Below are 23,555 nucleotides of genomic sequence, written 5' to 3' on the forward strand. Positions count from 1 at the left end.
ACTGAGAAACAAACATGGTGCCTCGATCGGATGAGCGATCGGCCGTCGAGCCTGCCTTCGGCAGCTCCGACTTTGTCGTCGTTGCCAATCGCCTCCCGATCGACCTGGTAAAGCTGCCCGACGGTTCCACCACCTGGAAGCGCAGCCCGGGCGGGCTGGTCACCGCGATGGAGCCGCTGCTACGCAAGCGCCGCGGCGCCTGGGTGGGCTGGCCGGGTGTCGCCGATGCCGATGTCGAGCCGGTCTCCGAGGACGACATGGTGCTCTACTCGGTGCGACTGTCGACCCAAGAGGTCAACGAATACTACGAGGGCTTCTCCAACGCCACCCTGTGGCCGCTGTATCACGATGTGATCGTCAAACCCGAATATCACCGGGAATGGTGGCAGGCCTACGTCGATGTGAACCGCAAGTTCGCGGAGGCAACGGCCGCGGTGGCCGCCGAGGGCGCAACCATCTGGGTACAGGACTATCAGCTGCAGCTGGTGCCCAAGATGCTCCGCATGCTGCGCCCCGACCTGACGATCGGCTTCTTCCTACACATACCGTTCCCGCCCGTTGAGCTGTTTATGCAGATGCCCTGGCGCACCGAGATCGTCGACGGCCTGCTGGGCGCCGATCTCATCGGGTTCCACCTGGCGGGCGGTGCCCAAAACTTCATGTACTTGGCGCGAAGATTGGTGGGCGCCAGCACGTCACGGGCGTCGATCGGCGTGCGCTCGCGGTTCGGCGAAATCCGGGTGGGATTCCGCACCGTGAAGGTGGGCGCCTTCCCCATCTCAATCGACTCCGCAGAGCTCGACAGCGTGTCCCGCAGTAAGCAGATTCGCCAGCGCGCCAAGGAGATTCGCGCCGAACTCGGCGGTCCGCGCAAGATCCTGCTGGGTGTCGACAGACTCGACTACACCAAGGGCATCGATATCCGGCTGCGCGCCTATGAAGAACTGCTCGCCGAGGGCCGCGCCAGCAGCAGCGACACCGTCTTCATCCAGCTCGCCACCCCCAGCCGCGAACGCGTCGAGAGCTACAAAAAGATGCGCGGCGATGTGGAGCAGCAGGTCGGTCACATCAACGGCGAGTTCGGCGAGGTCGGCCATCCGGTGGTGCATTACTTGCATCGGCCGGTACCGCGCGAAGATCTCATCGCCTTCTTCGTCGCCGCGGATGTCATGTTGGTGACTCCCCTGCGCGACGGCATGAACCTGGTGGCCAAGGAGTACGTGGCCTGCCGCAGCGATCTGGGCGGCTCGCTCGTACTTTCCGAGTTCACCGGCGCCGCGGCGGAACTACGCCAGTCCTATCTGGTCAATCCGCACGATATCGACGGCGTGAAGGACGGAATCGAGTCGGCGCTCAACCAGACCCCTGAGGAAGGGCGCCGCCGCATGCGGGCGCTGCGCCGCCAGGTACTCGCGCATGATGTGGATCGATGGGCACGTGCATTCCTGGAGGCTCTGGCCACACCGGCCACCGGCGATTCGATTGCACCGGAACAGCCGGCGGTGCTGGGCGGCGAGCCCCTTTAAAGCGGCGTGATGTAGGAGATCAACCACTTGTCTCCTGCGCGCGTGTAGTCCACCTGAATCGACGACGAGTCGTACACCGGAGTACGCGACTGGTCCGTGATGGTGCGATTCATGTAAACCACCACCTGCGCCGAATCTCTATGCGCGGCAATGATTCCGGTGCCGACGATACTGGTCTGGCTGACGATCTTGCGCTGCTTGGCCTGCGGGATGATCTCCCGGTTCGCCTTGTCTTCGAACTCACGCCGGTACTCGGGGGTCAGCCCCGCGTACTGTTCGTCGAGGCTGCGCTCGACGGTCTGATAGTCGTATCCGAAGATGCTTCCCACCTGCTTGCCGGCCTGCTTGATCAGCGTCTGTCCCGCAGCCCGGCTGGCGATGGTATCGACTCTGTGCCAGTACATGCCGCCGGCCACGGCGGACAACCCGATAACGGCCAGCACCACAACCGCGACGAAAGTTCTTGTCAACCAGCGCATCAGCTCTGTCCGTCCGGCCATCTCAGGTCATATGCGGTCATGTTGCCCTGCTGATCCTCGGCGACGATCATCCGCATGCGATACGACTTGGAGGGCTCGTTGACCCCCGAGTCTGCGTTGGTGAGGGTTACGCGCGCGGAGATGAGTATCGAGGCTTTCTTGCTCACCTCGTCGACGCTTTCCAGGCTCGCCTTCTTGATCACCACCTCCGAGCTGGTGCCGGTTTGGTGGTACAGCGCTTTGAGATTGGCGGTGTTGTCGGGGTTGAAGGTGCCCCGTAGCGGTCCGCTGGTGCTGTTGACGAACTGGTCGACGTTCTTATCGATGCTGTCCGGGCTGTAGGTCATCATGTTCGTCACCGTCTGCACAGCAGTGTCGACGAAATGCTGGTCGCGCGCGGCGCGCAGGTCATCGCGATGCTGGGCACGACCCATGAGCGCCAGTGCCACTCCCAATGCGCCAATCAGCACCACTGCCAGCACCGATGCCACCCATGCCACAGCGCGCGCGTTTCCCCGTCGACGGGAATCGGACACGGAGGGCTCGGGTTTCGACCGGGTCTCGGTGCGGCCCAGCGACACACTGATGGGCTCGGCACCGGTCTCACTCGTAGGGCCGGCCGGCCGGGCCGCCCGCCGCCGCGGTGTCTGCGACGTGGCTTTCGGCTCGTCTTGGGTCATACCGGCTTCGGTCCCAGCATCAGATCCGCCCACGTCTCCGCCTCACTACCGCGGTCCAGCGCGGGCGCGTACACACTCGGCTGATTGTTGGCATCGAGGAACACACCATTCTTCGGATCATAGGCACGCGCCGCCATCGGCTCCGATTTCGCTGCTACCGGCATCACGTCACCTCCGGCCGGCGGGGCGTCCGGAGCCGGCGGAGGCGGCGGCGGCAGTGTCGGAGTGCCCGGATCCGGCTCGGCGCCCGGCGGTATGTTCGGGAATTTGTTGGGCGGCAGGATGTTCCGCGGATCCTCCACCGGGGTGCCATACGGCGCGGGCGGGCCACGCCATGGGTTACTGCCAATCGGCACGTATCCGCGCGGGTCACGGCACAGCTGAATGGTCGGTGCCCGCTTTCCGGGGAACTCCTGGCACGGGTAGTTGCGCGCGCCACGCACCGCGCTGGGATCGTTCTGGGCGGTCTTGCAGTACATGTCCCTGGGCAGCTCGCGCAGGGTCTCATCGGCCGGGGTACGCATCAGCGGCGCCGGCACGAAACCGGTGAGGCATGGCGGCGGGTCACCCAGGTTCAGCCGGAAGTCCAGCTTCGCGCCCTCGTCCATCGGGGCACCACCGGCGACCGTCAACAACGCCGAGAACAACGCGGGCAGGATCACCAACGACTGCTCGATGGACTTGTTGTAGATGACGCCGACGCGCCCCAGATTGGCCAGGCTCGCCGCGAGCACCGGGAACGACGGGCGAATACCCGCGAACAGTTCGGAGGCTTCCTCGGCGGCACCCGGCGCCACCTTGAGGAACTGCCGCAGTTGCGGGTCGGCCTTGGCGAAATGCTCGGTCAATGCCGCCAGGCTGGAGACGGATCCGCGGATGTTGTCACCGCTACGGATCTGAGCATCCAGCAGCGGCCCCACCTGATCGATCAGCTTGGTAGTGCTGCCATAGTCGGCGTTGGCCTCCTGGATCAGCAGCCGCGACGAGTCGATCAACCGGGAAAGTTCCTGACCGGATCCGTTGAATGCCTTGAACGCCTCGGACAGCACCTCCCGGAGCCGGGTGTCCGCGACGGTGTTGACCAGCCCGTCGGCCTGACGCAGCAGGGTGGACACATCGGTGGGGATGGCGGTGCGATCGGTACCGATCACATCGCCCCCTCGGAGGCTTCCGGCAGCACCCGTGGTGGGCGGCACCAGATCTACGTACTGCTCGCCGATGGCGGAGACGCTCTTGACGACTGCCCGCACATTGCCGGGCACCTTGACGTCGTTGTTGAGCCGCATGCTGGCGGTGACGCCCTCGGGGGTCAGCGCAACGTCGGTGACCCGCCCGATCTGCACACCGCGGTAGGTGACGTTCGCGTTCTGATACAGGCCGCCCGAGGCAACGAACTGCGCTTTCACATCGTGTTTTCCGATGCCGAGCGCGGTGGGCACCCGCAGGTAGAAGATCGCCATCAACGCCACACTGATCACCGTGACGGCCGCGAAAATCACCAGCTGGATCTTGATCAGCCGTTCCATCAGCGACCACCTCCCTGTGGGGCGGCGGGGGCCGCGGGGGCAGGCAAATCGAACGGGCTGGTCTCCTTGCCGTTCAGGTTGGCCATGGATCCGATGAGCCATTCCGGGGGATTCACCACGTCGTTGAAATGCTGCATATTCGGGTCGAAGAACGATGTGGTGAAAAGCGTCTCGCCCAAACGCCGAGCGGTCAGGTCGAACGTCACGAAGACGTTCAGGTAGTCACCGCGCACCGCGTTCCGCAGGTACTTGGTGCTGAACGGGAACGTGGGCAGGAGGTCCAGGCTGTCGATCAACACGTCGCGATTCTCGGCCAGCGCCCGCACCACCGGGTACAACCCCTTGAGATCGGCGACGAGGTCTTCCTTGGTGGTCCGGAGCACCCGGTCGGTGATCTTCGCGAGGTTGCCCACCGAACGGAACGCCTCGATGATGTTGGCGCGATTCTCGTTGAGCACCTTGAGAGCGGGTTCGATTGAATCGATAGCGCGCCCAAGGCTTTCCTTGTGTTCGGCCAGGACTCGGGAGAACTTGTCGATGCCCTGCATGGCCGAGATGATGTCGTCCCGCTGAGAGTTGAGCGAGGAGATCAGTGTGGCGAGTTTGGGCAGCACCTGGGTGAGGTTGCCGGTACGCCCCTTGAACAGGTTGTAGGTCTCGTCGGTGATGTCTTGTATCGCACCGAGATTGCCCTTGTTGACCACGACAGAGAGCGCGGAGAGCACCTCTTCGGTGCTGGGGTATTTGCCGGTACGGCTCAGCGGAATCGTGGCACCACCGGTCAGCCTGCCCACTGCGGGCTCGCCGGTGGGGGCGGCCAGCTCGATGTGCTGCGAGCCGAGCAGGCTGGTCTGGGCGACCTTGGCGACGGCGTTGGCAGGCAACTGCACCTCGGGTCCCAGAGACACCTTGACTCCGGCATACCAAGAGCCGTCGGGCTTTTGGTACGCATCAATGCCGGACACACTGCCCACCGTCACGTCATCCACCATGACCGGGGAGTTCTGCGGCAGCGTGGTGACATCGGGCAGCTCAACAGTGATGGTGTAGGACCGCGATCCGTGTCCTGCCGTCCCGGGCAGGTTCAGCGAGTTGAGACCGTTGAACTGGCACCCACTGGCCACCACGGCGACACCGACACCGATCGCCACGCCGCGCAGTGTGCGATGAGAGCATCGCGCGAAGAGCGTTGAACTCAGCCGACTCATCGCGGCCCTCCAGGAACAGCAGGTGGTGCCGGCTCGTCCGCAGCCGCGGGGAAACCCGGTGGCACCGGCCCCGGCTCGGCGGGACGCAGCTCCGTGCCGGGGGGCGGCGGTGCATTGACTTCCTCGGGCCCGAGCATCAACGCACTGAGGTCCTGTGGCGACGGCTTCGGTGGTGGCGGTGCGCCGTTGGGGCGAACCCACACCAGATCCTCGCGGGGCGCCTCGGATTTCGCCTCCGTCTCGGGAGTGTCGTAGATGATCTGTCCCTTGTACGCCGAAATCTGGTTGATCGGGTGCAGCAGGATCGGGGCGTAGTTGAATGTTGCACGGCGCAACACGGGGCCCATCCGTTCACGGCAGATCTCGGCCCGCTTCAAATACTCGGCCTTGGTGCCCGTTTCGAACACACCACCACAGATGAACTGCACCGGGTTGGCCAGGTTCGGAATCGAGAGCATGCCGTTCAACGTGCCTGCCGCGGGGTTATAGATGTTGTAGAAGTTGGCCAGGCCGTTCGGCGCAACGTGCAGGATCTGCTCGACGTCGTCACTCTGGTCGGAGAAGATCTTCACGAAATCGCTCAGCTTGTTCACCGAATCGACCAGCGCAGAGTTGGTGTCTCCCAAGAAACCTCGCACATCGGTGAGGGCCTGGTTGAGTGCACCCAAGGTGGCTCCGAGGTTCTCGGTGCTGGCTGCCAGCACCTTCGACACCGATGCCAGGTGGGTGCTGAACTGCACTATCTGCTCGTTCGAGTTCGCCAACGCATCCACCACCACCTGCAGGTTCTTGATGGTGCCGAACAGGTCCGTGCGCGAGTCGCCGAGTCGCCCGGCCGCCTGCGAAAGCTCGCGCACCGCATTCCGGAACGAGTCGCCGTTGCCGTCGAATGTGCTCGCCGCCTGGTTGATGAAATCGCTGACCGGCCCCTTGGATTCACCCTGCGGCCCCAAGCTGTCGCTGAGCTTGGCCAGCTCGGTCTTGACCTCATCCCATTCGATCGGGACGGCGGTCTTGTCCAGCCCCAACGACGCACCGTCGGCGAGGGCCTGCCCCTCTGTGTACGCCGGTGTCAGCTGAACGAACCTGGCGGTCACCAGGTTTGGCGCCATGATGATCGCCTGCGCACCTTCGGGCACCTTGAACTTGTCCGGGAGTTCCATGGTGACCTTCACGTCACCCTCACGCGGCTCGACAGCGGTGATGCGCCCTGCCTTCACACCGAGGATACGAACGTCATCACCCGGGTACAGCCCGACAGCCGAGGCGAAATGCCCGATGATCTTGTGGGTCCCGCGACTGGGCCACACCCAGTACAGCAGGCCACCCACGAGTACCACCGCGAGCATCGCGAAGACGCCCTTCTGGATCCAGGGTCTGAGACGGTTCTCCGGTGTTGTCATGGCGATTTCGGCCTCATGACTTGGCGTTCACCGATCAAACCGTTCAGGTAGTCCGAGAGACTGGCGGGCAGCTTGCCGGGCTGGAAGTAGGTGTCGAACATGACGGCCGTCAGCGTGGCCGGCGGGAAGCCGTAGACGTTGACGTGGAAGCCGGGCCCGGAGGAGACGACCTCGCCGAGCGCCGTGCCGTATCCCGGCAGACGCTTGAGTGCCTCGCTGATATGCGCCTTGCGGTCCAGCAGGTCATCGAGCACGAGATTCAGTTTCTCCATGGTGGGCCGGAATTCCTGGCGGTTGTCGGCCACGAATCCACTGATCTGCTGGGACAGTCCCTGCACACGATTGATCAGCTCGGCGATGGCCAACCGCCGCTCGTCGAGCGCCGCGAACAGTTGATTGCCATCGGTGACAAGTTTGTTCACCTGCCCGGCACGCTCGGAGAGGATCCCGCTGACAGACTTGGCACGGCTCAACAGCTGTTCGAGGGCGGCGTCGCGGGCGTTCAACGTGCGCGAGAGCGAGGCGACACCGTCCAGGGCGCCGCGCAGCTGCGGGGTGGCATCACGCATCGCGTCGGTAATGACCTGCAACGACTGGTCCAGCTGCGCCTTGTCTATCCCACCCGCCGATGCGCCCAGGTCGCTCAGCGCACTGTTCAGTGTGTACGGAGTCCTGGTGCGGCCCAAGGGAATCTCGGTGATGCGACCCGCCCCGGCCGGTGTCACCGACAGCGATTTCTCACCCAACACAGTGGTGGTTCTGATCGCGGCCAGCGACTGGTCGCCCAGGCGGATGGAACGATCGACAGTGAAGTCCACCCGAACTTGGTTGCCCGCCAAGGACACATCCTTGACTTGACCCACCTTGATGCCCGAGACGAAGACATTACCGCCGGGCTCCAGGCCCCCGGAGTCCGCGAAGAACCCGGTGTACTGCTTGCCTTGCGGCCAAAACGGCAGACCCGTGTAGCCGAACGCGACCAACACCAGCATCGCCACCACGGCGATACCGAAGATTCCGGTGCGTACCGGATCTTTCTCTTGGATGTTACTCATTTTTGAAGGAACACCTGCCCTTCGACGGGTCGGGCGGTCCACCGAACGGGATCAGCCAATCGGTTCCGACTGGTCCGTTGACCTTGATCCGGATGGAGCAGTAATAGATGTTGAAGAACGACCCATATGCGCCAAGAGCGTTGAGCCGCAGGTAGTTTTCCGCGAGATTCTCCACAACGACGTTGATATCGGCTTTGCGCTCGTCCATCCGGGTCGCCAACTGGCGAGTCTGTTCGATGGTGCCCTTGATGTACGGGCGGGTGTCCTTGAGCACCGATTCCAGCGATGAGGCCGTCGACGCAAGCGGCGGTAACGCTCCGGCGACCACATCGCGCTGTTGCGCCAGGCCGGAGACGAGCTGCTGCAGCTGGTCGACGCTCGACGAGAACTGGCTGCTCTTGGAGTCGATGGTGCCAAGCACGTCGTTGAGGTGATTGATCACATCGCCGATCAGCTGATCGCGTTCCGCCAAGCCCGAAGTGAACGAGGATGCGTCGCCCAACAATTGGGAGAGCGTCCCTCCCTGCCCCTGCAGAATCTGGATGAACGCGTTGCTGATCTCGTTGACCTTCGCGGCGTCGAATCCCTTGAGCACGGGCCGAAGTCCACCAAGCAGCGCATCCAGATCGAGAGCGGGCTGAGTGTGCTCCTTGTCCAGCGTTCCGCCGTCGGGCAGCTTGCGCAATTCTCCGGGGCCCGAGGTGATCTCCAGGTACCGGTCTCCGACCAGGTTCTCGTATCTGATGATCGCCCGGCTGGAGCTGTAGAGCTGGTACTTCGAGTCGACGTCAAAAGTGACCTCGACATTGTTGTCCTTGGTCAGCGATACGTCCTTGACACGGCCGACCGGCACCCCGGCGATGCGTACCTTCTGCCCGGACCGCAGGTCCGACGCCGTGGTGAACGTCGCGTGATACCGCTTGCCGGAACCGAATCGGAACTCCCCGAACGTGACGATCAGCCCCGCCGCCACCAACAGCATCACCACGGTGAAGACGACAACCTTGATCTGTGTGCCCCGCAGCATCAGAACTCACTTCGCTTCGCGAAGGCACCGTTGTAGAGGTACTGCAGGGTGTCCGGAGCGTTGACTTGCAGCTCCTCCAGCGGCTTGTACGGGATGTACGCGTTATCGGTCACCAGGAACGGCGATCGGTACCATGACCCGTTCTGCGCCTTGGTCGGAATATTCGGTAGGCCACGGCAATTCGGGCCACCGGAGCCGTTCACGATGGGCAGGCTGTCCGGATAGGTGTACACCGGCGCACCCAGCGGAAAGCTGTTACTCAGGAACAGGCCGGGCCGTACACCGCCGATGAGCGGGGTGAAGGTCACCAGCGCTTTGGAGATGGCCTGCAGCGTGCACGGGATCTCCGGTGAATACCTGCCGAGCAGCGTGGCGGGGGCGCGCAACCGTTGTAGCGCCGCGGTGAGGTCCTTTTCTGCGGGGGCCAGGGTTTCGTATCCGTTGTTACCCAGCCCAATTGCTGCAAGCAGCGTCGCCTTGAGGTCCTGCTGTTGATCCACGACGGTGCGGCTCAGCGTGGGCAGATTGTCGAGGATGCGCACGATGTTCGGCGCGGCATCGCCATAGATCTGCCCCACCTGTCCGGCCTTCTGGAAGTCCTGTTGCAGGGTGGGAAGTTTCGGATTCAGCTGATCCAGATACTGGTCGAGCTCGACGAGCCCCTGCCCGAAGTTGTCCCCGTTGCCGCGCAGCCCTTCGCCGACGGCGGTCAGGGTGGCATTAAGGTTGACCGGGTCGATCTTGCCGAGCAGCCGGGTCAGGTTCTCGAAAACGGTGTTGACCTCAAGGGCCACCGCCTCGGCAGTCACCGTCGCGCCCGGCCTCAGCGACGAGTTCGACGGCTGTTGCGGGGCAAGAAACTCCACAGATTTCGCCCCGAAGACGGTGGTACCCGCAATGCGGACAGTGGCGTTCGACGGAATCAGCCGCAGGTCCTTGGCGTTGACCGCAAGCTGCAGCTTGGCCTGGTCATTGGCATAGGTGATCGACGTGACCTTGCCGATCTGCAGCCCGTGGAACTTGACCTTGCCGCCCTCCTCCATCACCAGACCCGCACGGGGCGAGACAACGGTGATGGGCTTGGTGTCGGCGAAGGCGTCGTTGTACGCCAGGTAGGTCAGCACAGTCAGCGCCACCAGCACGGCAGCGAGCACCGTACCGGCTAGCCGGACAGACCGGCGCGACGAGTCTCCTGACATGTGGCCCTAGCCCGAGAGGTTGAAGTTGCCGGACCCGCCGTAGACGGCGAGTGAGATGAACAGGGTGACAAGCACAACCACGATGAGGGACGTGCGTACCGCCTGGCCGACTGCGACGCCCACGCCCACTGGTCCACCGGAGGCATTGAATCCATAGCTGGTGTGCACGAGCATCACCACGATTGACATGACGATCGCCTGCAGGAATGACCAGAGCAGATCGGTGGGCACCAAGAAGGTATTGAAGTAGTGGTCGTACACGCCTGGGGACTGCCCGTTGATCATGACCGTGGTCGCGCGGGACGCGAAGAACGCCGCCAGCACCGACAACGAATACAGCGGGATGATGGCAATGAGCCCGGCCACCAAGCGGGTGGACACCAGATACGAAACCGCATGGACCGCCATGGTTTCCAGCGCGTCGATCTCCTCCGCCACACGCATCGCGCCGAGCTGGGCGGTTGTTCCGGCGCCGATGGTGGCCGCCATCGCGATACCCGCCACCACCGGAGCGACGATGCGCACATTGAGGAAGGCGGACAGGAAGCCTGTGAGTGCTTCGATGCCGATGTTGCCCAGCGAGGAATAGCCCTGCACCGCGATGACCCCGCCGGAGGCCAGGGTCAGAAATACCGCGACGCCCACGGTTCCGCCGATCATCACCAGGGCCCCGGTGCCCATGGTGATCTCGGCGAGTACCCGGATGGTTTCCTTCCGGTACTTCGTCAATGCCGTGGGGATGTAACTCAGCGACTGCGCGTAGAAGAGTGCCTGCTCACCGAATTTGTCGAACGAGCGTCCCAGACCACGCATATACCGAACGGTATAGGAGGTCACGGTGTGCGTCGAAAGATACGGTCCGGTCACTAGTGCTTCACCAGGACCCGCACGCCGATTGCCGTCATGACCACGTTGATGACGAACAGACAAATGAAGGAGTAGACGACGGTCTCATTGACCGCATCGCCGACACCCTTGGGTCCACCTTTGACGGTGAGTCCGCGATAACAGCCGACAAGGCCCGCGAAGATGCCGAACAGGAAGGCCTTGACCTCGGAGATCATCAACTCGCCCAGACCGGTGAGCACCGTGAGGCCGTTGATGAAGGCGCCGGGATTGACGCCCTGCAGGAACACCGAGAACACATACCCGCCGACCATGCCGATGGCGCACACCAGGCCGTTCAGCAGCAGCGCGACGAAGGTCGAGGCGAGCACCCGTGGCACCACCAGTCGCTGGATCGGGTCGATGCCCAGCACCTGCATCGCGTCGATTTCCTCGCGAATGGTGCGGGCACCCAAGTCGGCGCAGATCGCCGTGGCGCCCGCGCCCGCGACCACCAACACGGTAACCACAGGGCCCAGCTGCGTCACGGTGCCAAATGCCGTCGCCGCTCCGGACAGATCGGCCGCGCCGATCTCACGCAGCAAGATGTTGAGCGTAAAAGCCACCAGCACTGTGAACGGGATCGCGACCAGCAGCGTCGGTAGCAACGAGACCCGCGCGATGAACCAGGTTTGATCCAGGAATTCCTGGCCCTGAAAGGGGCGGCGGAAGATATTGCGGAAAGTGGCCAGCGACATGGAGACGAAGCCGCCGACGGCGCGCGCGGGCGCCGCGAGCTGCTGCTTCAACCTTCGCTCCTGTCTCACACATCGTTGCCTCCGCCCGACCACCCGGTTAACGATCGACGTGTACCTACCACGCTGTGAGGCGCATCATATTAACGAGAAAAAATTGTTAGTGTCAATTCATCATCGGACAGGCAAATCGCACGCGGCGTCCACTTTGCGCTGGGATTTTGATGCGATATTTAGAACCGGTTCTAATCTTGGCCGTGCCCCGTACCGTAACGCTCGTTAACCTTCTGACATCAGCGCGGTCGCCGAGAACGTTCGCTTAGGGTCGTGGCCAGCAAAGAAATCGGCCAGCGCCGAATTCAGTGCCGACGGATCCCACGCATCCGACTCCGCAGTGAACTTCGCCTCCACTGTAGGCGCTGCCAACAACGTCACGGTGGGTCCGTACACGATGAAGAGCTGACCGTTCACCTGCTCGGCGGCGGGCGAGGCCAGGTACCGCACCAATGTCACGACATGCTCGGGAGAGAGCGGATCGACCGAGTCCTCGGGCGCGTCACCGAAGACATCGGCAGTCATCGCGGTACGGGCCCGGGGGGCGATGGCGTTGGCCCGCACTCCGTAGCGACCGAGGGCGCGCGCGGCCGACAACGTCAGCGCCGTGATGCCCGCCTTGGCAGCGCCGTAGTTGGCCTGCCCCTCCGGCCCGAGGATGCCTGCCTCAGACGACGTATTGATGAGGCGGCCGTAGATGGGGGTACCGGCCGCCTTCGACGCACCGCGCCAGTAGGTGGCGGCGTTACGGGTCAGCAGGAAGTGGCCGCGCAGATGCACGTGGATGACGGCGTCGAACTCCTCGTCCGACATGTTGAAGAGCATCCGGTCCCGGGTGATGCCGGCATTGTTGACCACGACGTGCAGCCCGCCGAGCGATTCGGCGGTGGAGATCAGCTCGTCGGCGGTGGAGCGCTCACCGATGTCACCGGCGACGGTCACACCCTTGGAGCCCACCGCGGCAATCTCGTCGAGCACATCGCTGCCCTCCAGGGCGGGCGCGATGTCGTTGACGATGACGGTCGCTCCGGACCGGGCCAGACCGATGGCCTCGGCACGGCCGAGTCCCGCCGCGGCTCCGGTGACAATGGCGACACGGCCACTCAGGTCGGCATCAGCAATCGCGCTCATAGTGATTTCCCTTCAGTCCCATGCAATCGACGCACCCCAATCACGCCGGCACCGCTCCGCCGAACGCGAAGCAGGCCGGTGATTTACGAATGCCTCTAGTCTTTGCGAATCAAAGCAGCGCGCGGGCACTCCGCGATCGCCTGTTCGACCAGATCTTCCTGATCGGCCGGTACTTCCTCCTGCAGGATGACGACATAGTCGTCGTCATCGACGTCGAACACCTCTGGAGCGATCCCGAGACATACCAAGTTGCCTTCACAACGGTCAGGAATTACACCGACACGCATTGGAAACCTCTTTCCGGCTCCATGAGCCGACTCCATCGTCTAGCTGGGCTGTATCGCCAGACTACGACACGTGACCCACGACACAACCCGGATGACTCCAGGATCTCTGGGCTGAGTTTGTGCCATGGCGCCGCGTCTGGACTCCCTAGACTAGAACGTGTTACAACTCTTGTGTCAACGTGGGTCACACCTGAGGGCCACGGCAGCGGAGGTCACATATGCATATCGCCTACACGCCCGAGCAGGAAGAGCTGCGCCGCGAGCTACGCGCGTACTTCGACAAACTGCTGACCCCGGAGCGGCGCGAGGCCTTGGCGTCGAATCAGGGTGAGTACGGCAGCGGCAACGTCTACCGCGAGACCGTGGAACAGATGGGTGCCGACGGCTGGCTCGCACTGGGCTGGCCCAAGGAATTCGGCGGCCAGGACCGTTCGGTGATGGATCAGCTGATCTTCACCGACGAGGCCGCAATCGCCGGCGCCCCGGTGCCGTTCCTGACCATCAACAGCGTCGCGCCGACGATCATGCACTTCGGCACCGATGAGCAGAAGAAGTTCTTCCTGCCGAAGATCGCGGCGGGCAAGCTGCACTTCTCCATCGGATACTCCGAGCCGGGCGCCGGTACCGACCTCGCCTCACTGCGCACCTCGGCTGTTCGCGACGGCGATGACTACATCATCAACGGCCAGAAGATGTGGACCAGCCTCATCGAGTACGCCGACTACATCTGGCTGGCGGTGCGCACCAACACGGAAGTAAAGAAGCATCGCGGTATCTCCATGCTCATCGTGCCCACCACGGCGGAGGGCTTCTCGTACACCAAGGTCCGCACGATGGCGGGGCCCGGCACCAGCGCCACCTACTACCAGGACGTGCGCGTACCGGTGACGAGCCGCGTCGGTGAGGAGAACGCGGGCTGGAAGCTGGTGACCAACCAGCTCAATCACGAACGGGTGGCCCTGGTTTCCTCGGCGCCGATCATCACCGCACTGCGCGAGGTACGCGAGTGGGCACAGAAGACCAAGGGCCCAGGCGGCCGAATCATCGACTCCGAATGGGTTCAGCTGAACCTGGCGCGCGTGCATGCCAAGGTCGAATACCTCAAGCTGATCAACTGGGAGCTGGCCTCCAACACCGATGCCGCTCCCTCCCCCGCCGATGCCTCCGCCACGAAGGTCTTCGGCACCGAGTTGGCCACCGAGGCCTACCGCCTTCTCATGGAGGTGCTCGGGACGGCGGCAACACTGCGTCAGGACTCCCCCGGTGCGCAGCTGCGCGGACGCGTCGAGCGGATGCACCGGGCCTGCTTGATCCTCACATTCGGCGGCGGCACCAACGAGGTTCAACGCGACATCATCGCGATGACCGCACTCGGCCAGCCTGCGGCAACACGCTAGAAGGGACTGCACTGCAATGGATTTCTCCCTGACCGAGGCACAGACCGACCTTGCCGGCCTGACCCGCACCATCGCGTCGGCGATCAGCACGCCGGAGCGCCAGAAGGAACTCGACAAGCAGGACAGCCGATTCGACTGGCAGCTGTGGACCAAGCTCGTCGAGGCCGACATCCTCTCGACCGCGGCCCCCGAATCGTTGGGCGGCGGCGGATTCGGTGTGCTGGAGCAGTCGTCGATTCTCGTCGAACTGGGCCGCGAACTCGCCGCGGTTCCGTACCTGGAGTCTGTGGTGCTGGCGGCCGGAGCGCTCGCCTCATTCGGTTCCGAAGCACTGCAGAATGATTGGGCCGCACCGGCTATCGCCGGTAAGAAAGTACTCACCATCGCGCTCGACGGCGAACCGGGCGAGGGTCCCGTCGCCGCCCGGACCGAGGGCGCCGGCTATGTGCTGACCGGCAATCGCGTCCTGGTGCCGTTCGGCGTCGAGGCCGATGCGTACCTGGTACCCGCCGAAACCGAAAACGGTGTCGCGGTCTTTCTCGTGGCTGCCGACGATGCCGGTGTCACCCAAGAGACCTTGCACACCACCGGCAAAGACAGCTCCGCGGAGCTGATCCTCTCCGAGGTTCCCGTTCCGGCCGACCGCAAGGTCGGTGGCGTGGAGGTTGTGGAGTGGCTGCGGCTGCGGGAATCTCTGGGGCACAGCGCCTATCAACTCGGCGTCCTGGAGCGGGCACTGGAACTGACCGCCGACTACGCACGCACCCGCGAGCAATTCGGCAAGCCGATCGGCGGCTTCCAGGCGGTGGCTCAGCGGCTGGCCGACGGCTACATCGACGTCAAGGGTCTGCGCCTCACCCTGTGGCAGGCGGCATGGCGAGTCTCGGAGGACCTCCCCGCCGATGTCGACGTCGCCACGGCCAAGTTCTGGGCCTCCGATGCCGGCCACCGAGTCGCACACACCGCGGTCCACGTGCACGGCGGCGTGGGTATCGACGAGGATCATCCGGTGCACCGTTACTTCCTGGCCGCAAAGCACGGCGAGTTCGCCTCGGGCAGCGCGACGGAGCAGCTGCGCCGCATCGGCCGCGAACTCGCCGACACACCTGCCTAGTATCTGGTTGTGAGCACGCCGGAGAACGCAACGGTCACGCAGCTGCTGGCCAACCTGGCCGATGTTGAGGACCGGGGGCTGCACTTCGAGGGTTCGTTCACGCCATGGCGTGAACATGTGGCCGAAAGCCGTCGCCTGGCATCGGTATTGCGCGCACGCTTGGACCCGTCAAAGCCGCCGCATGTCGGTGTGATCCTGGAAAACACCCCTGGGTTCGCGCGCCTTCTTTCCGCGGCCGCATTAGGTGGCCTGGTGCTGGTGGGCTTGAATTCAACCCGGCGCGGATCGGCATTGCAGCGTGATGTCGAGCTCGCCGACTGCCAGTTCATCATCACAGACGAGTCCGAAACCGTTGTCGACTCACAACATCCGCTGATCGAGATCGCCGATGTGCGACCGGATGAACTGTTCATGCTCATCTTCACCTCCGGCACCAGCGGCGACCCCAAGGCCGTCCAGATCACCCATGCCAAGGTGGCCTCCGCGGGAATCATGCTGTCCTCACGTTTTGGCCTCGGTCCCGCAGATGTCTGTTATCTCTCGATGCCGATGTTCCATTCCAATGCGGTGCTCGCGGGCTGGTCGGTGGCCGTCGCCGCCGGTGCGTCGATTGCGTTGCGCCGCAGGTTCTCCGCCTCGGGCTTCCTCGACGACGTCCGCACGTACGGGGCGACGTATGCCAACTACGTCGGCAAGCCGATGTCGTATGTGCTGGCGACACCGGAACAGCCCGATGACGCCGACAATCCGTTGAAGTTCATGTACGGCAACGAGGCGGCAGCCGGCGATACCGACCGATTCGCGAAGCGATTCGGCGCCTTTGTGGTGGACGGATTCGGGTCCACCGAGGGCGGGGTGGCGCTGGGCTGGGCGCCGGGGACGCCGCCAGGTGCGATAGGCCCGCTGACTCCCGACGTTCGGATTCTGGATGTCCAGACCGGGCATCCCTGCCCCCCTGCGATTTTCGATCAGAGCGGCAGGGTGGTCAACGCCGAGGAGGCCACCGGCGAGCTGGTGAATGTGACCGGTCCCGGACGATTCACCGGCTATTACAAGAACGCCCTGGCCGATGCCGAGCGCATGGTCGAGGGCAAGTACCGCAGTGGCGACCTCGCCTATGCCGACGAAAACGGGTTCGTGTACTTCGCCGGACGCCTCGGCGATTGGCTGCGGGTCGACGGCGAGAACCTGGGCACCGCCCCCATCGAGCGCGTGCTACTGCGCCATCCGGATATCACCGAGGCTGCCGTCTATGGCATTCCCGATCCCACCGTCGGAGATCGTGTCATGGCGGCCCTGGTGGTACACAACGGATTCGAGGCATCGAAGCTGGGCGAGTTCCTCTCCGCGCAAGAGGATCTGGGGCCCAAACAGTGGCCGTCATTCCTCCGAGTCAGCGCCGACCTCCCTCGTACCGCGACGTTCAAGGTGATCAAGCGGCAGCTGTCGGCCGAGGCGTTGGAAACCAGCGACCCGCTGTGGCAGCTCACCGGGAGCACCTACGTTCACCCCTGACGCCCAGTGTGCGGATCCAGTCGAAATCTCGCCGATATTCGACACTATCGGCACACTCGAGAAACTGTCAGTGGTCGGTGCAAGGCTGCCATCATGGGGGACGTACCGTGGCCGTTCATCAGGGATGAGGCGCTCGCGAATCATCTGGTCACTGGGTACGCCCTGCGCGGATTCACCGCGCTGTACCCCGCCATATATGTGCCGGTGGGTGCCGACGTCACACAGCTCAAGCGAGCCGAAGCGGCATGGCTATGGTCGAGGCGCCATGGCGTGCTCGCCGGCACATCAGCGGCGGCCGTCCATGGCACAAAGTGGCTGCCACAGAACGGTTCGGTCGAACTCATCCACACCAATCGTCGTGCTCCGCGCGGGATCTCGGTATGGAGCGACCGTCTGCTCCGCGACGAGCGGACGGTCATCGATGGACTACCCGTAACCACACCCGCACGCACCGCGTTCGACATCGGACGACGCAACACGATTGACCTGGCAGTGGAACGTCTCGACGCCTTGATGAACACCACAGGCACGTCCGTCACTGACATCAATGCCGTGGTGGCACGCCACCCAGGTGCCAGAGGTCTGACAAGGCTCGCTCATGTCCTCGATCTGGTCGACGGCGGCGCCGAGTCACCCTGGGAGACACGCACCAGACTCATCGTGGTGCGCGCAGGTTTCGCAGCTCCACAGACTCAACTCGTCGTACGTAACCGCTTCGGCGATTTCGTCGCACGCCTCGATATGGGGTGGAAGGACCACAAAGTGGGTATCGAGTTCGATGGCGCCCAGCATTGGACGGACGCGGGCCAACGCTCCCGCGATATTGATCGCGCCAAGAAACTGGCAGACGAAGGGTGGCGCATCGTTCGCGTGAGCTCCGACATGGTGCGCCATCGTGCGGGAACGATCGTCTCCAGGGTCGCGGAAGCATTCACTGCGCTGGCCGCGTAAGTCGAGTGTGCCGATCCGGTCGAAATCTCGCCAATATTCGACACTATCCGCACACTCGGCGGCTAAGAAGGCGGCAGTAGGAGCTAGCCGCGGATCTGGTTCAGCCTGTCGACAGTGCTCTCGAAACCTGCCACCAAGTCGGCCACGATCTCGGCGGTAGGCCGAATCTCGTTCATCCGCCCGACGATCTGCCCCGCGGGGAAGCAGACAGTCTCGGGGTCATGCGCACGATTCATCCGCTCGTGTGCCCCGCTCACCAGAATGTTCTGTAGCGGCATCGGCAGCGGTGTCGGCGCGTCCTCGGCGTCCCAAGCCTGAGTCCACTTGGTCTTCAGCAGTCGCGCGGGCTTTCCGGTGTAGATGCGGGTGCGCACCGTGTCACTCGAGGTCGCCTTCAGCAGCGCCTGCTGCACCACGGAATCGCCACCGGCGGTGACGGTTCCAAGGTCATACTCGGCGGCGGTCAGCCAGATCGAGCCGGTCCACACACCCGAGGCACCGAGCGCCAGGGCCGCCGCTGCCTGCCTACCGCTACCGATACCGCCGGCCGCCAGCACCGGGGCGCTGCCGTCGAGGGCGTCCACGATCTCGGGCCACAGCACCATGGATGCCACATCGCCGGTATGCCCACCGGCCTCATAGCCCTGAGCCACAACGATATCGACACCGTTCTCGACATGCCGCTTGGCGTGCTCGGCCTTACCCGCGAGCGCGGCGACCGGCACGCCATGCTCGTGCGCCTGGTCGATCACGTCCTTGGGCGGGGAGCCGAGCGCATTGGCGATCAGCTTGATCGGATGCTTGAGCGCGACCTCCACGTGCGAGCGGGCCACCGAATGCAGCCAGCCCAGCACCCCCGCCGACTCACGTTCACCCGGCAGTGGGGGCACGCCCAGGTCGGCAAGAGTCTTCTCGACAAAGTCCTTGTGCCCCTGCGGAATCAGCTTGTCGATGTCCACCGCGGTGCCCTCCGTGGGCACCTTGGCCGGCATCACGATGTCGACACCGTAAGGCTTGCCGTCGGTGTTCTCGTCCATCCAGTTCAGAACGGCGTCCAACTCGTCGGGATCGTTGAAGCGGACACATCCCAGCACACCCATACCGCCCGCGCGGGTGATAGCTGCGGCGACCTTTTCCGATGGCGTGAAACCGAATATCGGGTAGCGGATTCCGAACCGCTCACACAGGTCGGTGTGCATGGATGAGCCGCTTGCGCGAAGACCGTCAGACATGCTCAGGCTCCCGTGTTGACGTGCTTGGTGTTCACGAGGTCCACCTTCTCGGTTTCCGAGACCTCCTTGGCCCAGCGGTAGTCGGCCTTGCCCGCAGGATTGCGCTTGACAGTGTCCACGATCCAGACGCTGCGCGGCACCTTGTATCCGGCGATCTCCTTGCGCGCATGGGTGTCCAGGTCTTCGAAGGTGAGCTCCACGCCGGGACGCACCGCGACGACAGCACCCACATGCTGGCCCCACTTCTCGTCGGGCACACCGACGACAACCGCGTCGAACACGGCGGGGTGGCCCTTCAGGACGCTCTCGACTTCCTCGGGGAACACCTTCTCGCCACCGGTGTTGATCGACACCGATCCGCGCCCCAGCATGGTGACAGTGCCGTCCGCTTCGACGGTCGCCCAGTCACCGGGGATCGCGTACCGCACACCGTTGAACGTCTTGAACGTCTCGGCGGTCTTCTTCTCGTCCTTGAAGTATCCGACCGGAATGTGGCCGCTCTTGGCGATGAGACCCCGCACCCCGGAACCGGGTTGGATCGCATTGCCTTCCTCATCGAGAACCGTTGTGGTGGAACTGATCTTCACGGTCGGGCCACCCGGATGCATCTGCCCCTTGGTAACGGTGGACAACCCGCCGGTACCGGTCTCGGAGGCGCCGATCGCATCGGTGATCACTCGGTTGGGCAGCAGCTCCAAGTACCGCTCCTTGACCGTCTGCGAGAACAGCGCGGCACTGCTGGCCAACACCCACAGCGAGGACAGGTCACGCGCGCGGCCCACCTCGGTATCCAGCGCGTCGATGAGCGGTCGGCCGATGGCGTCTCCGGCGAAGAACAGCATGTTGATCTTGTGCTTCTCGATGAGTTCCCACACCTCTTCGGGGTTGAACTCGGGCGCGAGCACCGTGGTGCGCCCCTGGAACAGGGCCATGAAGGTGGCCGCCTGGGTGGCGCCGTGGATCATCGGCGGGATCGGGAAACCGATGAAGGGTGCGGCCTCGGCTCCCTGCTTGGCCAGATCCCACTCACCCTCGATGTACTCGCCGGTGACGTAGTTGATGCCACCGAACAGCGAGCGATAGATGTCCTCGTGCCGCCACATCACCCCCTTGGGGAAGCCGGTGGTGCCGCCGGTGTAGATCAGGAAGATGTCGTCGGGGCTGCGCTCCGCGAAGTCACGTTCCGGAGATCCCTGCGCCAGCGCATCTGCGAACGCGACGCCGTCGTACGACGAGTAGTCGAGGTCTGTTCCGTCCTCGACGACGATCGCGGTCTTGACGTTCGGGGTGCTCGGCAGAACATTCGCGACCTTGTCGCTGTACCGACGCTCGTGCACCAGAGCGGCCATGTCGGAGTTCTCGAACAGGTAGTGCAGCTCGGCCTCGACGTACCGGTAGTTCACGTTGACCGAGATCGCACGGATCTTGACGATGGCCGTGAGCGCGACGACGATCTCGATACCGTTCCGGCAGTACAAACCCACCTTGTCGCCCGGGCCCACGCCCCGGCTCTGCAGATAGTGCCCTAGCCGGTTGGACTGCTCCTCAAGCTCGGCATATGTCAGCTTTCGGTCACCGGAAATGATGGCAACACGATCGGGCATAGTGTCGATCGAATGCTCAATGAGGTCGGCAATGTTAAGGGCCATGTCCATAAATTAGAACGTGTTACATTTTTAGACAAGCCCCGGCCCAATGAAGGAGCCTCATGACGGACACAGTGACCGAACAGGACGCCCCGCACGCCCTGGTGGAACTCCGCGATCACGTCCTCGTCGTGACGATGAATCGTCCACACGCACGCAACGCCCTGTCCGGGGAAATGCTGGAGATCATGACGCAGGCCTGGGACCGCGTCGACAACGATTCCGAGGTTCGCGTCTGCATCCTGACCGGCGCGGGCGGGTACTTCTGCGCCGGCGCCGATCTCAAGGCCATGAACAAGCGTGCCCCGGGCGACCAGTTCTCCGACGGCAGCTACGACCCGTCCGTCATCCCCGGCCTGCTCAAGGGCCGGCGTCTGACCAAGCCTCTGATCGCAGCCGTCGAGGGTCCCGCGATCGCCGGCGGCACCGAAATCCTGCAGGCTACCGATATCCGCATCGCGGGTGAGAGCGCCAAATTCGGTGTCTCCGAGGTGAAGTGGAGCCTGTACCCGATGGGCGGGTCGGCCGTGCGTCTCCCTCGTCAGATCCCGTACACGGTCGCCTGCGACATCCTGCTCACCGGTCGACACATCAAGGCCCCGGAGGCCAAGGACATCGGGCTCATCGGCCACGTCGTCCCCGACGGCCAGGCACTGGACAAGGCCCTGGAGCTCGCGAACATGATCGCCGCGAACGGACCCCTGGCGGTGCAGGCGGTCCTCAAGACCATCCGCGATTCGGAAGGCCTGCACGAGAACGAGGCCTTCAAGGCCGACACCAAGGTCGGCATCGGCGTCTTCACCAGTAACGACGCCAAGGAAGGCCCCCGCGCCTTCGCCGAGAAGCGCGCCCCCAACTTCACCGGCACCTGAGTCAGCACGCATAGTGTGGGCGGCGTGACGCCCATGTTCCCGCTGCAGTCGGTGTTACTGCCGGGCGAGCCCCTACCGCTGCGCATCTTCGAGCCGCGCTACGTCGCCCTGGTCCGCGATGTGATGGCCGCCGAACGCACCTTCGGCACCGTTCTGATCGCTCGCGGCCGAGAGGTGGGCGGCGGAGATATCCGGCACGACGTCGGCACCGCGGTCCGCGTCCTGGACTGCGAGTCCCTCGGCGCGGAGCGCTTCGCGTTGCGTTGCGAGGGCGCGCATCGAATCCGCATCACCCAGTGGCTCGACGATGATCCGTATCCGCGCGCCGAGACAGAACCGTGGCCCGACGAACTCGACGAGCGGGTGCTGCCGTTGAGTGCCCTCAACGAGGTGCAGGCACGTATCGAGAACCTGCTGCGCCGGGTCGCGACCGCGCAGCAGGTTCGCCTCCCCCGCCGGTGGTCCATCGCCACCGGGCTGCCCAGCGGCGCCGAAAAGCGGCTGTACGCGTTGGCATCTCGAGTGCCGATGGGTCAAGCCGATCGGCACGCCGTGCTGGCAGCGCCGACGTTGGAGACGCGGGTTCACGCATTGAATGAGGCTGTCGACACCGTCACCGCGATGCTCGACTTCCGCGAGGTTTAGGTCAGCGCCGCCAGCTGTTTGACGTGCGCGACACTGCGGCAACCGACCACCAGCATGGTGACCCCCGCGGCCTCCCAGGTCTTGATCTGCTCACGTACCTCGGCCTCGGTTCCGACGATGGTGGTGTCGAGCACCAACTCGTCCGGAATCACTTCGGCCGCCTTGTCCTTGCGGTTGGTGCGGAACAGCTCGGTGACCTCGTCAACCACCTCGCCGTAGCCCATGCGCCGATACACCTCGGCATGGAAGTTGAGTTCGACCGCGCCCATGCCACCGATATACAAGGCGGAGAACGGCTTCAGCTGATCGAGCACCGAGCGGCGGTCGTCGGTGACGATGACCTGTGCGGTGGCCGCGATCTCGAAGTCCTTGCGGCTGCGCCGGGCGCCGGGCCGGGAGAAACCCTCGTCGAGCCATTCGTTGTACATGTCTGCCAGCCGCGGCGCGTAGAACATGGGCAACCAGCCGTCCGCGATCTCAGCGGTCAACGCCACATTCTTCGGGCCCTCCGCCCCGAGAAAGATGGGGATATCGGCGCGCAGCGGGTGCACGATCGGCTTGAGAGGCTTGCCCAGCCCGGTGGCATTGTCCCCGGTCAGCGGCAGCGGGTAGTGCGGACCGTCGCTGCGAACGGGCGCCTCGCGAGCCAGTACCTGCCTGATGATGTTGATGTATTCACGGGTACGGGCCAGAGGCTTGGGGAACGGTTGCCCGTACCAGCCTTCCACTACCTGGGGCCCAGATACGCCCAGTCCCAAGATGTGGCGGCCGCCGGAGAGGTGATCCAGCGTCAGGGCCGCCATGGCACAGGCCGTAGGCGTTCGCGCCGAGAGCTGAATCACCGAGGTGCCCAACCTGATTCGACTGGTGTCCGATCCCCACCAGGCCAACGGGGTGTACGCGTCGGAACCCCAGGCCTCGGCCGTGAAGACGGCGTCGAATCCACCTTCTTCGGCGGCGGCCACCAGTTCGGGCGCGTTCTCCGGCGGGGAGGCCGACCAGTACCCCAGCTGCAATCCGAATTTCAT

The 23,555-nt window shown here is 64.1% G+C and carries 22 protein-coding genes; 7 read left to right on the forward strand and 15 right to left on the reverse strand.

Going from position 1 to position 23,555, the window contains the following annotated elements:
* Positions 1-14 precede the first annotated feature (14 nt).
* Positions 15-1,526: an alpha,alpha-trehalose-phosphate synthase (UDP-forming) gene (locus MSTE_RS21295; RefSeq protein ID WP_096504193.1), complete on the forward strand. Its 1,512-nt coding sequence runs from the start codon at positions 15-17 to the stop codon at positions 1,524-1,526.
* On the opposite strand, the gene MSTE_RS21300 is transcribed toward MSTE_RS21295, so the two are convergent.
* The 12 genes from MSTE_RS21300 to MSTE_RS21355 form a co-directional block, all read right to left on the reverse strand.
* Positions 1,523-2,026 carry a hypothetical protein gene (locus tag MSTE_RS21300; protein WP_064409673.1) on the reverse strand — a complete coding sequence of 168 codons (504 nt, stop codon included), beginning with the start codon at positions 2,024-2,026 and terminating at the stop codon, positions 1,523-1,525. The genes MSTE_RS21295 and MSTE_RS21300 overlap by 4 nt on opposite strands.
* Positions 2,005-2,685, reverse strand: a complete 681-nt coding sequence (locus MSTE_RS21305; RefSeq protein ID WP_096504195.1) for a mammalian cell entry protein — start codon at positions 2,683-2,685, stop codon at positions 2,005-2,007. The genes MSTE_RS21300 and MSTE_RS21305 overlap by 22 nt, the downstream gene beginning before the upstream one ends.
* Positions 2,682-4,211: an MCE family protein gene (locus tag MSTE_RS21310; protein WP_096504197.1), complete on the reverse strand. Its 1,530-nt coding sequence runs from the start codon at positions 4,209-4,211 to the stop codon at positions 2,682-2,684. The genes MSTE_RS21305 and MSTE_RS21310 overlap by 4 nt, the downstream gene beginning before the upstream one ends.
* The gene (locus tag MSTE_RS21315; RefSeq protein ID WP_162291488.1) at positions 4,211-5,419 is read right to left on the reverse strand and encodes an MCE family protein; all 1,209 of its coding nucleotides are present in this window, start codon (positions 5,417-5,419) and stop codon (positions 4,211-4,213) included. The genes MSTE_RS21310 and MSTE_RS21315 overlap by 1 nt, the downstream gene beginning before the upstream one ends.
* Entirely contained in the window at positions 5,416-6,822 is a 1,407-nt protein-coding gene (locus MSTE_RS21320; RefSeq protein WP_096504199.1) for an MCE family protein, read from the reverse strand. Before MSTE_RS21320 ends, MSTE_RS21315 begins: the two co-directional genes overlap by 4 nt.
* Positions 6,819-7,877 (reverse strand): MCE family protein, encoded by a 1,059-nt coding sequence (locus MSTE_RS21325; RefSeq protein ID WP_096504201.1) that lies wholly within the window; start codon positions 7,875-7,877, stop codon positions 6,819-6,821. The genes MSTE_RS21320 and MSTE_RS21325 overlap by 4 nt, the downstream gene beginning before the upstream one ends.
* On the reverse strand, positions 7,870-8,904 hold the full coding sequence (locus tag MSTE_RS21330) for an MCE family protein (protein ID WP_096504202.1): 1,035 nt from the start codon (positions 8,902-8,904) through the stop codon (positions 7,870-7,872). Before MSTE_RS21330 ends, MSTE_RS21325 begins: the two co-directional genes overlap by 8 nt.
* A complete protein-coding gene (locus tag MSTE_RS21335) occupies positions 8,904-10,103 on the reverse strand; it encodes an MCE family protein (RefSeq protein WP_096504204.1) in 1,200 nt (399 codons plus the stop codon). Before MSTE_RS21335 ends, MSTE_RS21330 begins: the two co-directional genes overlap by 1 nt.
* A 6-nt stretch (positions 10,104-10,109) precedes the next feature.
* Positions 10,110-10,916 (reverse strand): MlaE family ABC transporter permease, encoded by an 807-nt coding sequence (locus tag MSTE_RS21340; RefSeq protein WP_162291489.1) that lies wholly within the window; start codon positions 10,914-10,916, stop codon positions 10,110-10,112.
* A gap of 53 nt (positions 10,917-10,969) precedes the next feature.
* Complete coding sequence (locus MSTE_RS21345; protein WP_070938250.1) at positions 10,970-11,737, reverse strand: MlaE family ABC transporter permease; 768 nt, start codon at positions 11,735-11,737, stop codon at positions 10,970-10,972.
* Positions 11,738-11,962: 225 nt separating this feature from the next.
* Positions 11,963-12,868 (reverse strand): 3-oxoacyl-ACP reductase, encoded by a 906-nt coding sequence (locus MSTE_RS21350; RefSeq protein WP_096504208.1) that lies wholly within the window; start codon positions 12,866-12,868, stop codon positions 11,963-11,965.
* Positions 12,869-12,963: 95 nt separating this feature from the next.
* Complete coding sequence (locus MSTE_RS21355) at positions 12,964-13,155, reverse strand: ferredoxin (RefSeq protein WP_030096329.1); 192 nt, start codon at positions 13,153-13,155, stop codon at positions 12,964-12,966.
* Between the two features lie 218 nt (positions 13,156-13,373).
* Here MSTE_RS21355 and MSTE_RS21360 point away from each other — a divergent pair, with 218 nt between their 5' ends.
* The 4 genes from MSTE_RS21360 (at position 13,374) to MSTE_RS21375 (ending at position 18,132) form a co-directional block, all read left to right on the forward strand.
* Positions 13,374-14,552: an acyl-CoA dehydrogenase family protein gene (locus MSTE_RS21360; RefSeq protein ID WP_096504210.1), complete on the forward strand. Its 1,179-nt coding sequence runs from the start codon at positions 13,374-13,376 to the stop codon at positions 14,550-14,552.
* A gap of 16 nt (positions 14,553-14,568) precedes the next feature.
* Positions 14,569-15,666 carry an acyl-CoA dehydrogenase family protein gene (locus tag MSTE_RS21365; RefSeq protein ID WP_096504212.1) on the forward strand — a complete coding sequence of 366 codons (1,098 nt, stop codon included), beginning with the start codon at positions 14,569-14,571 and terminating at the stop codon, positions 15,664-15,666.
* Positions 15,667-15,675: 9 nt separating this feature from the next.
* Positions 15,676-17,181, forward strand: a complete 1,506-nt coding sequence (locus MSTE_RS21370; RefSeq protein ID WP_096504214.1) for a long-chain-fatty-acid--CoA ligase — start codon at positions 15,676-15,678, stop codon at positions 17,179-17,181.
* Positions 17,182-17,274: 93 nt separating this feature from the next.
* Positions 17,275-18,132 carry a DUF559 domain-containing protein gene (locus tag MSTE_RS21375; protein WP_096504216.1) on the forward strand — a complete coding sequence of 286 codons (858 nt, stop codon included), beginning with the start codon at positions 17,275-17,277 and terminating at the stop codon, positions 18,130-18,132.
* An 83-nt stretch (positions 18,133-18,215) separates the two neighbouring features.
* On the opposite strand, the gene MSTE_RS21380 is transcribed toward MSTE_RS21375, so the two are convergent.
* Both MSTE_RS21380 and MSTE_RS21385 read right to left on the reverse strand, forming a co-directional pair.
* Entirely contained in the window at positions 18,216-19,331 is a 1,116-nt protein-coding gene (locus tag MSTE_RS21380) for an NAD(P)H-dependent flavin oxidoreductase (RefSeq protein ID WP_096504218.1), read from the reverse strand.
* Between the two features lie 35 nt (positions 19,332-19,366).
* Positions 19,367-21,019, reverse strand: a complete 1,653-nt coding sequence (locus MSTE_RS21385) for an acyl-CoA synthetase (protein ID WP_162291490.1) — start codon at positions 21,017-21,019, stop codon at positions 19,367-19,369.
* Between the two features lie 53 nt (positions 21,020-21,072).
* Here MSTE_RS21385 and MSTE_RS21390 point away from each other — a divergent pair, with 53 nt between their 5' ends.
* Both MSTE_RS21390 and MSTE_RS21395 read left to right on the forward strand, forming a co-directional pair.
* Complete coding sequence (locus MSTE_RS21390) at positions 21,073-21,882, forward strand: crotonase/enoyl-CoA hydratase family protein (RefSeq protein WP_096504220.1); 810 nt, start codon at positions 21,073-21,075, stop codon at positions 21,880-21,882.
* Between the two features lie 15 nt (positions 21,883-21,897).
* The gene (locus MSTE_RS21395; RefSeq protein WP_193442042.1) at positions 21,898-22,527 is read left to right on the forward strand and encodes an LON peptidase substrate-binding domain-containing protein; all 630 of its coding nucleotides are present in this window, start codon (positions 21,898-21,900) and stop codon (positions 22,525-22,527) included.
* Here MSTE_RS21395 and MSTE_RS21400 read toward each other — a convergent pair.
* On the reverse strand, positions 22,524-23,555 hold the full coding sequence (locus MSTE_RS21400) for an LLM class F420-dependent oxidoreductase (RefSeq protein WP_096506217.1): 1,032 nt from the start codon (positions 23,553-23,555) through the stop codon (positions 22,524-22,526). The genes MSTE_RS21395 and MSTE_RS21400 overlap by 4 nt on opposite strands.

This window comes from [Mycobacterium] stephanolepidis (assembly GCF_002356335.1).
Lineage (GTDB): Bacteria > Actinomycetota > Actinomycetes > Mycobacteriales > Mycobacteriaceae > Mycobacterium > Mycobacterium stephanolepidis.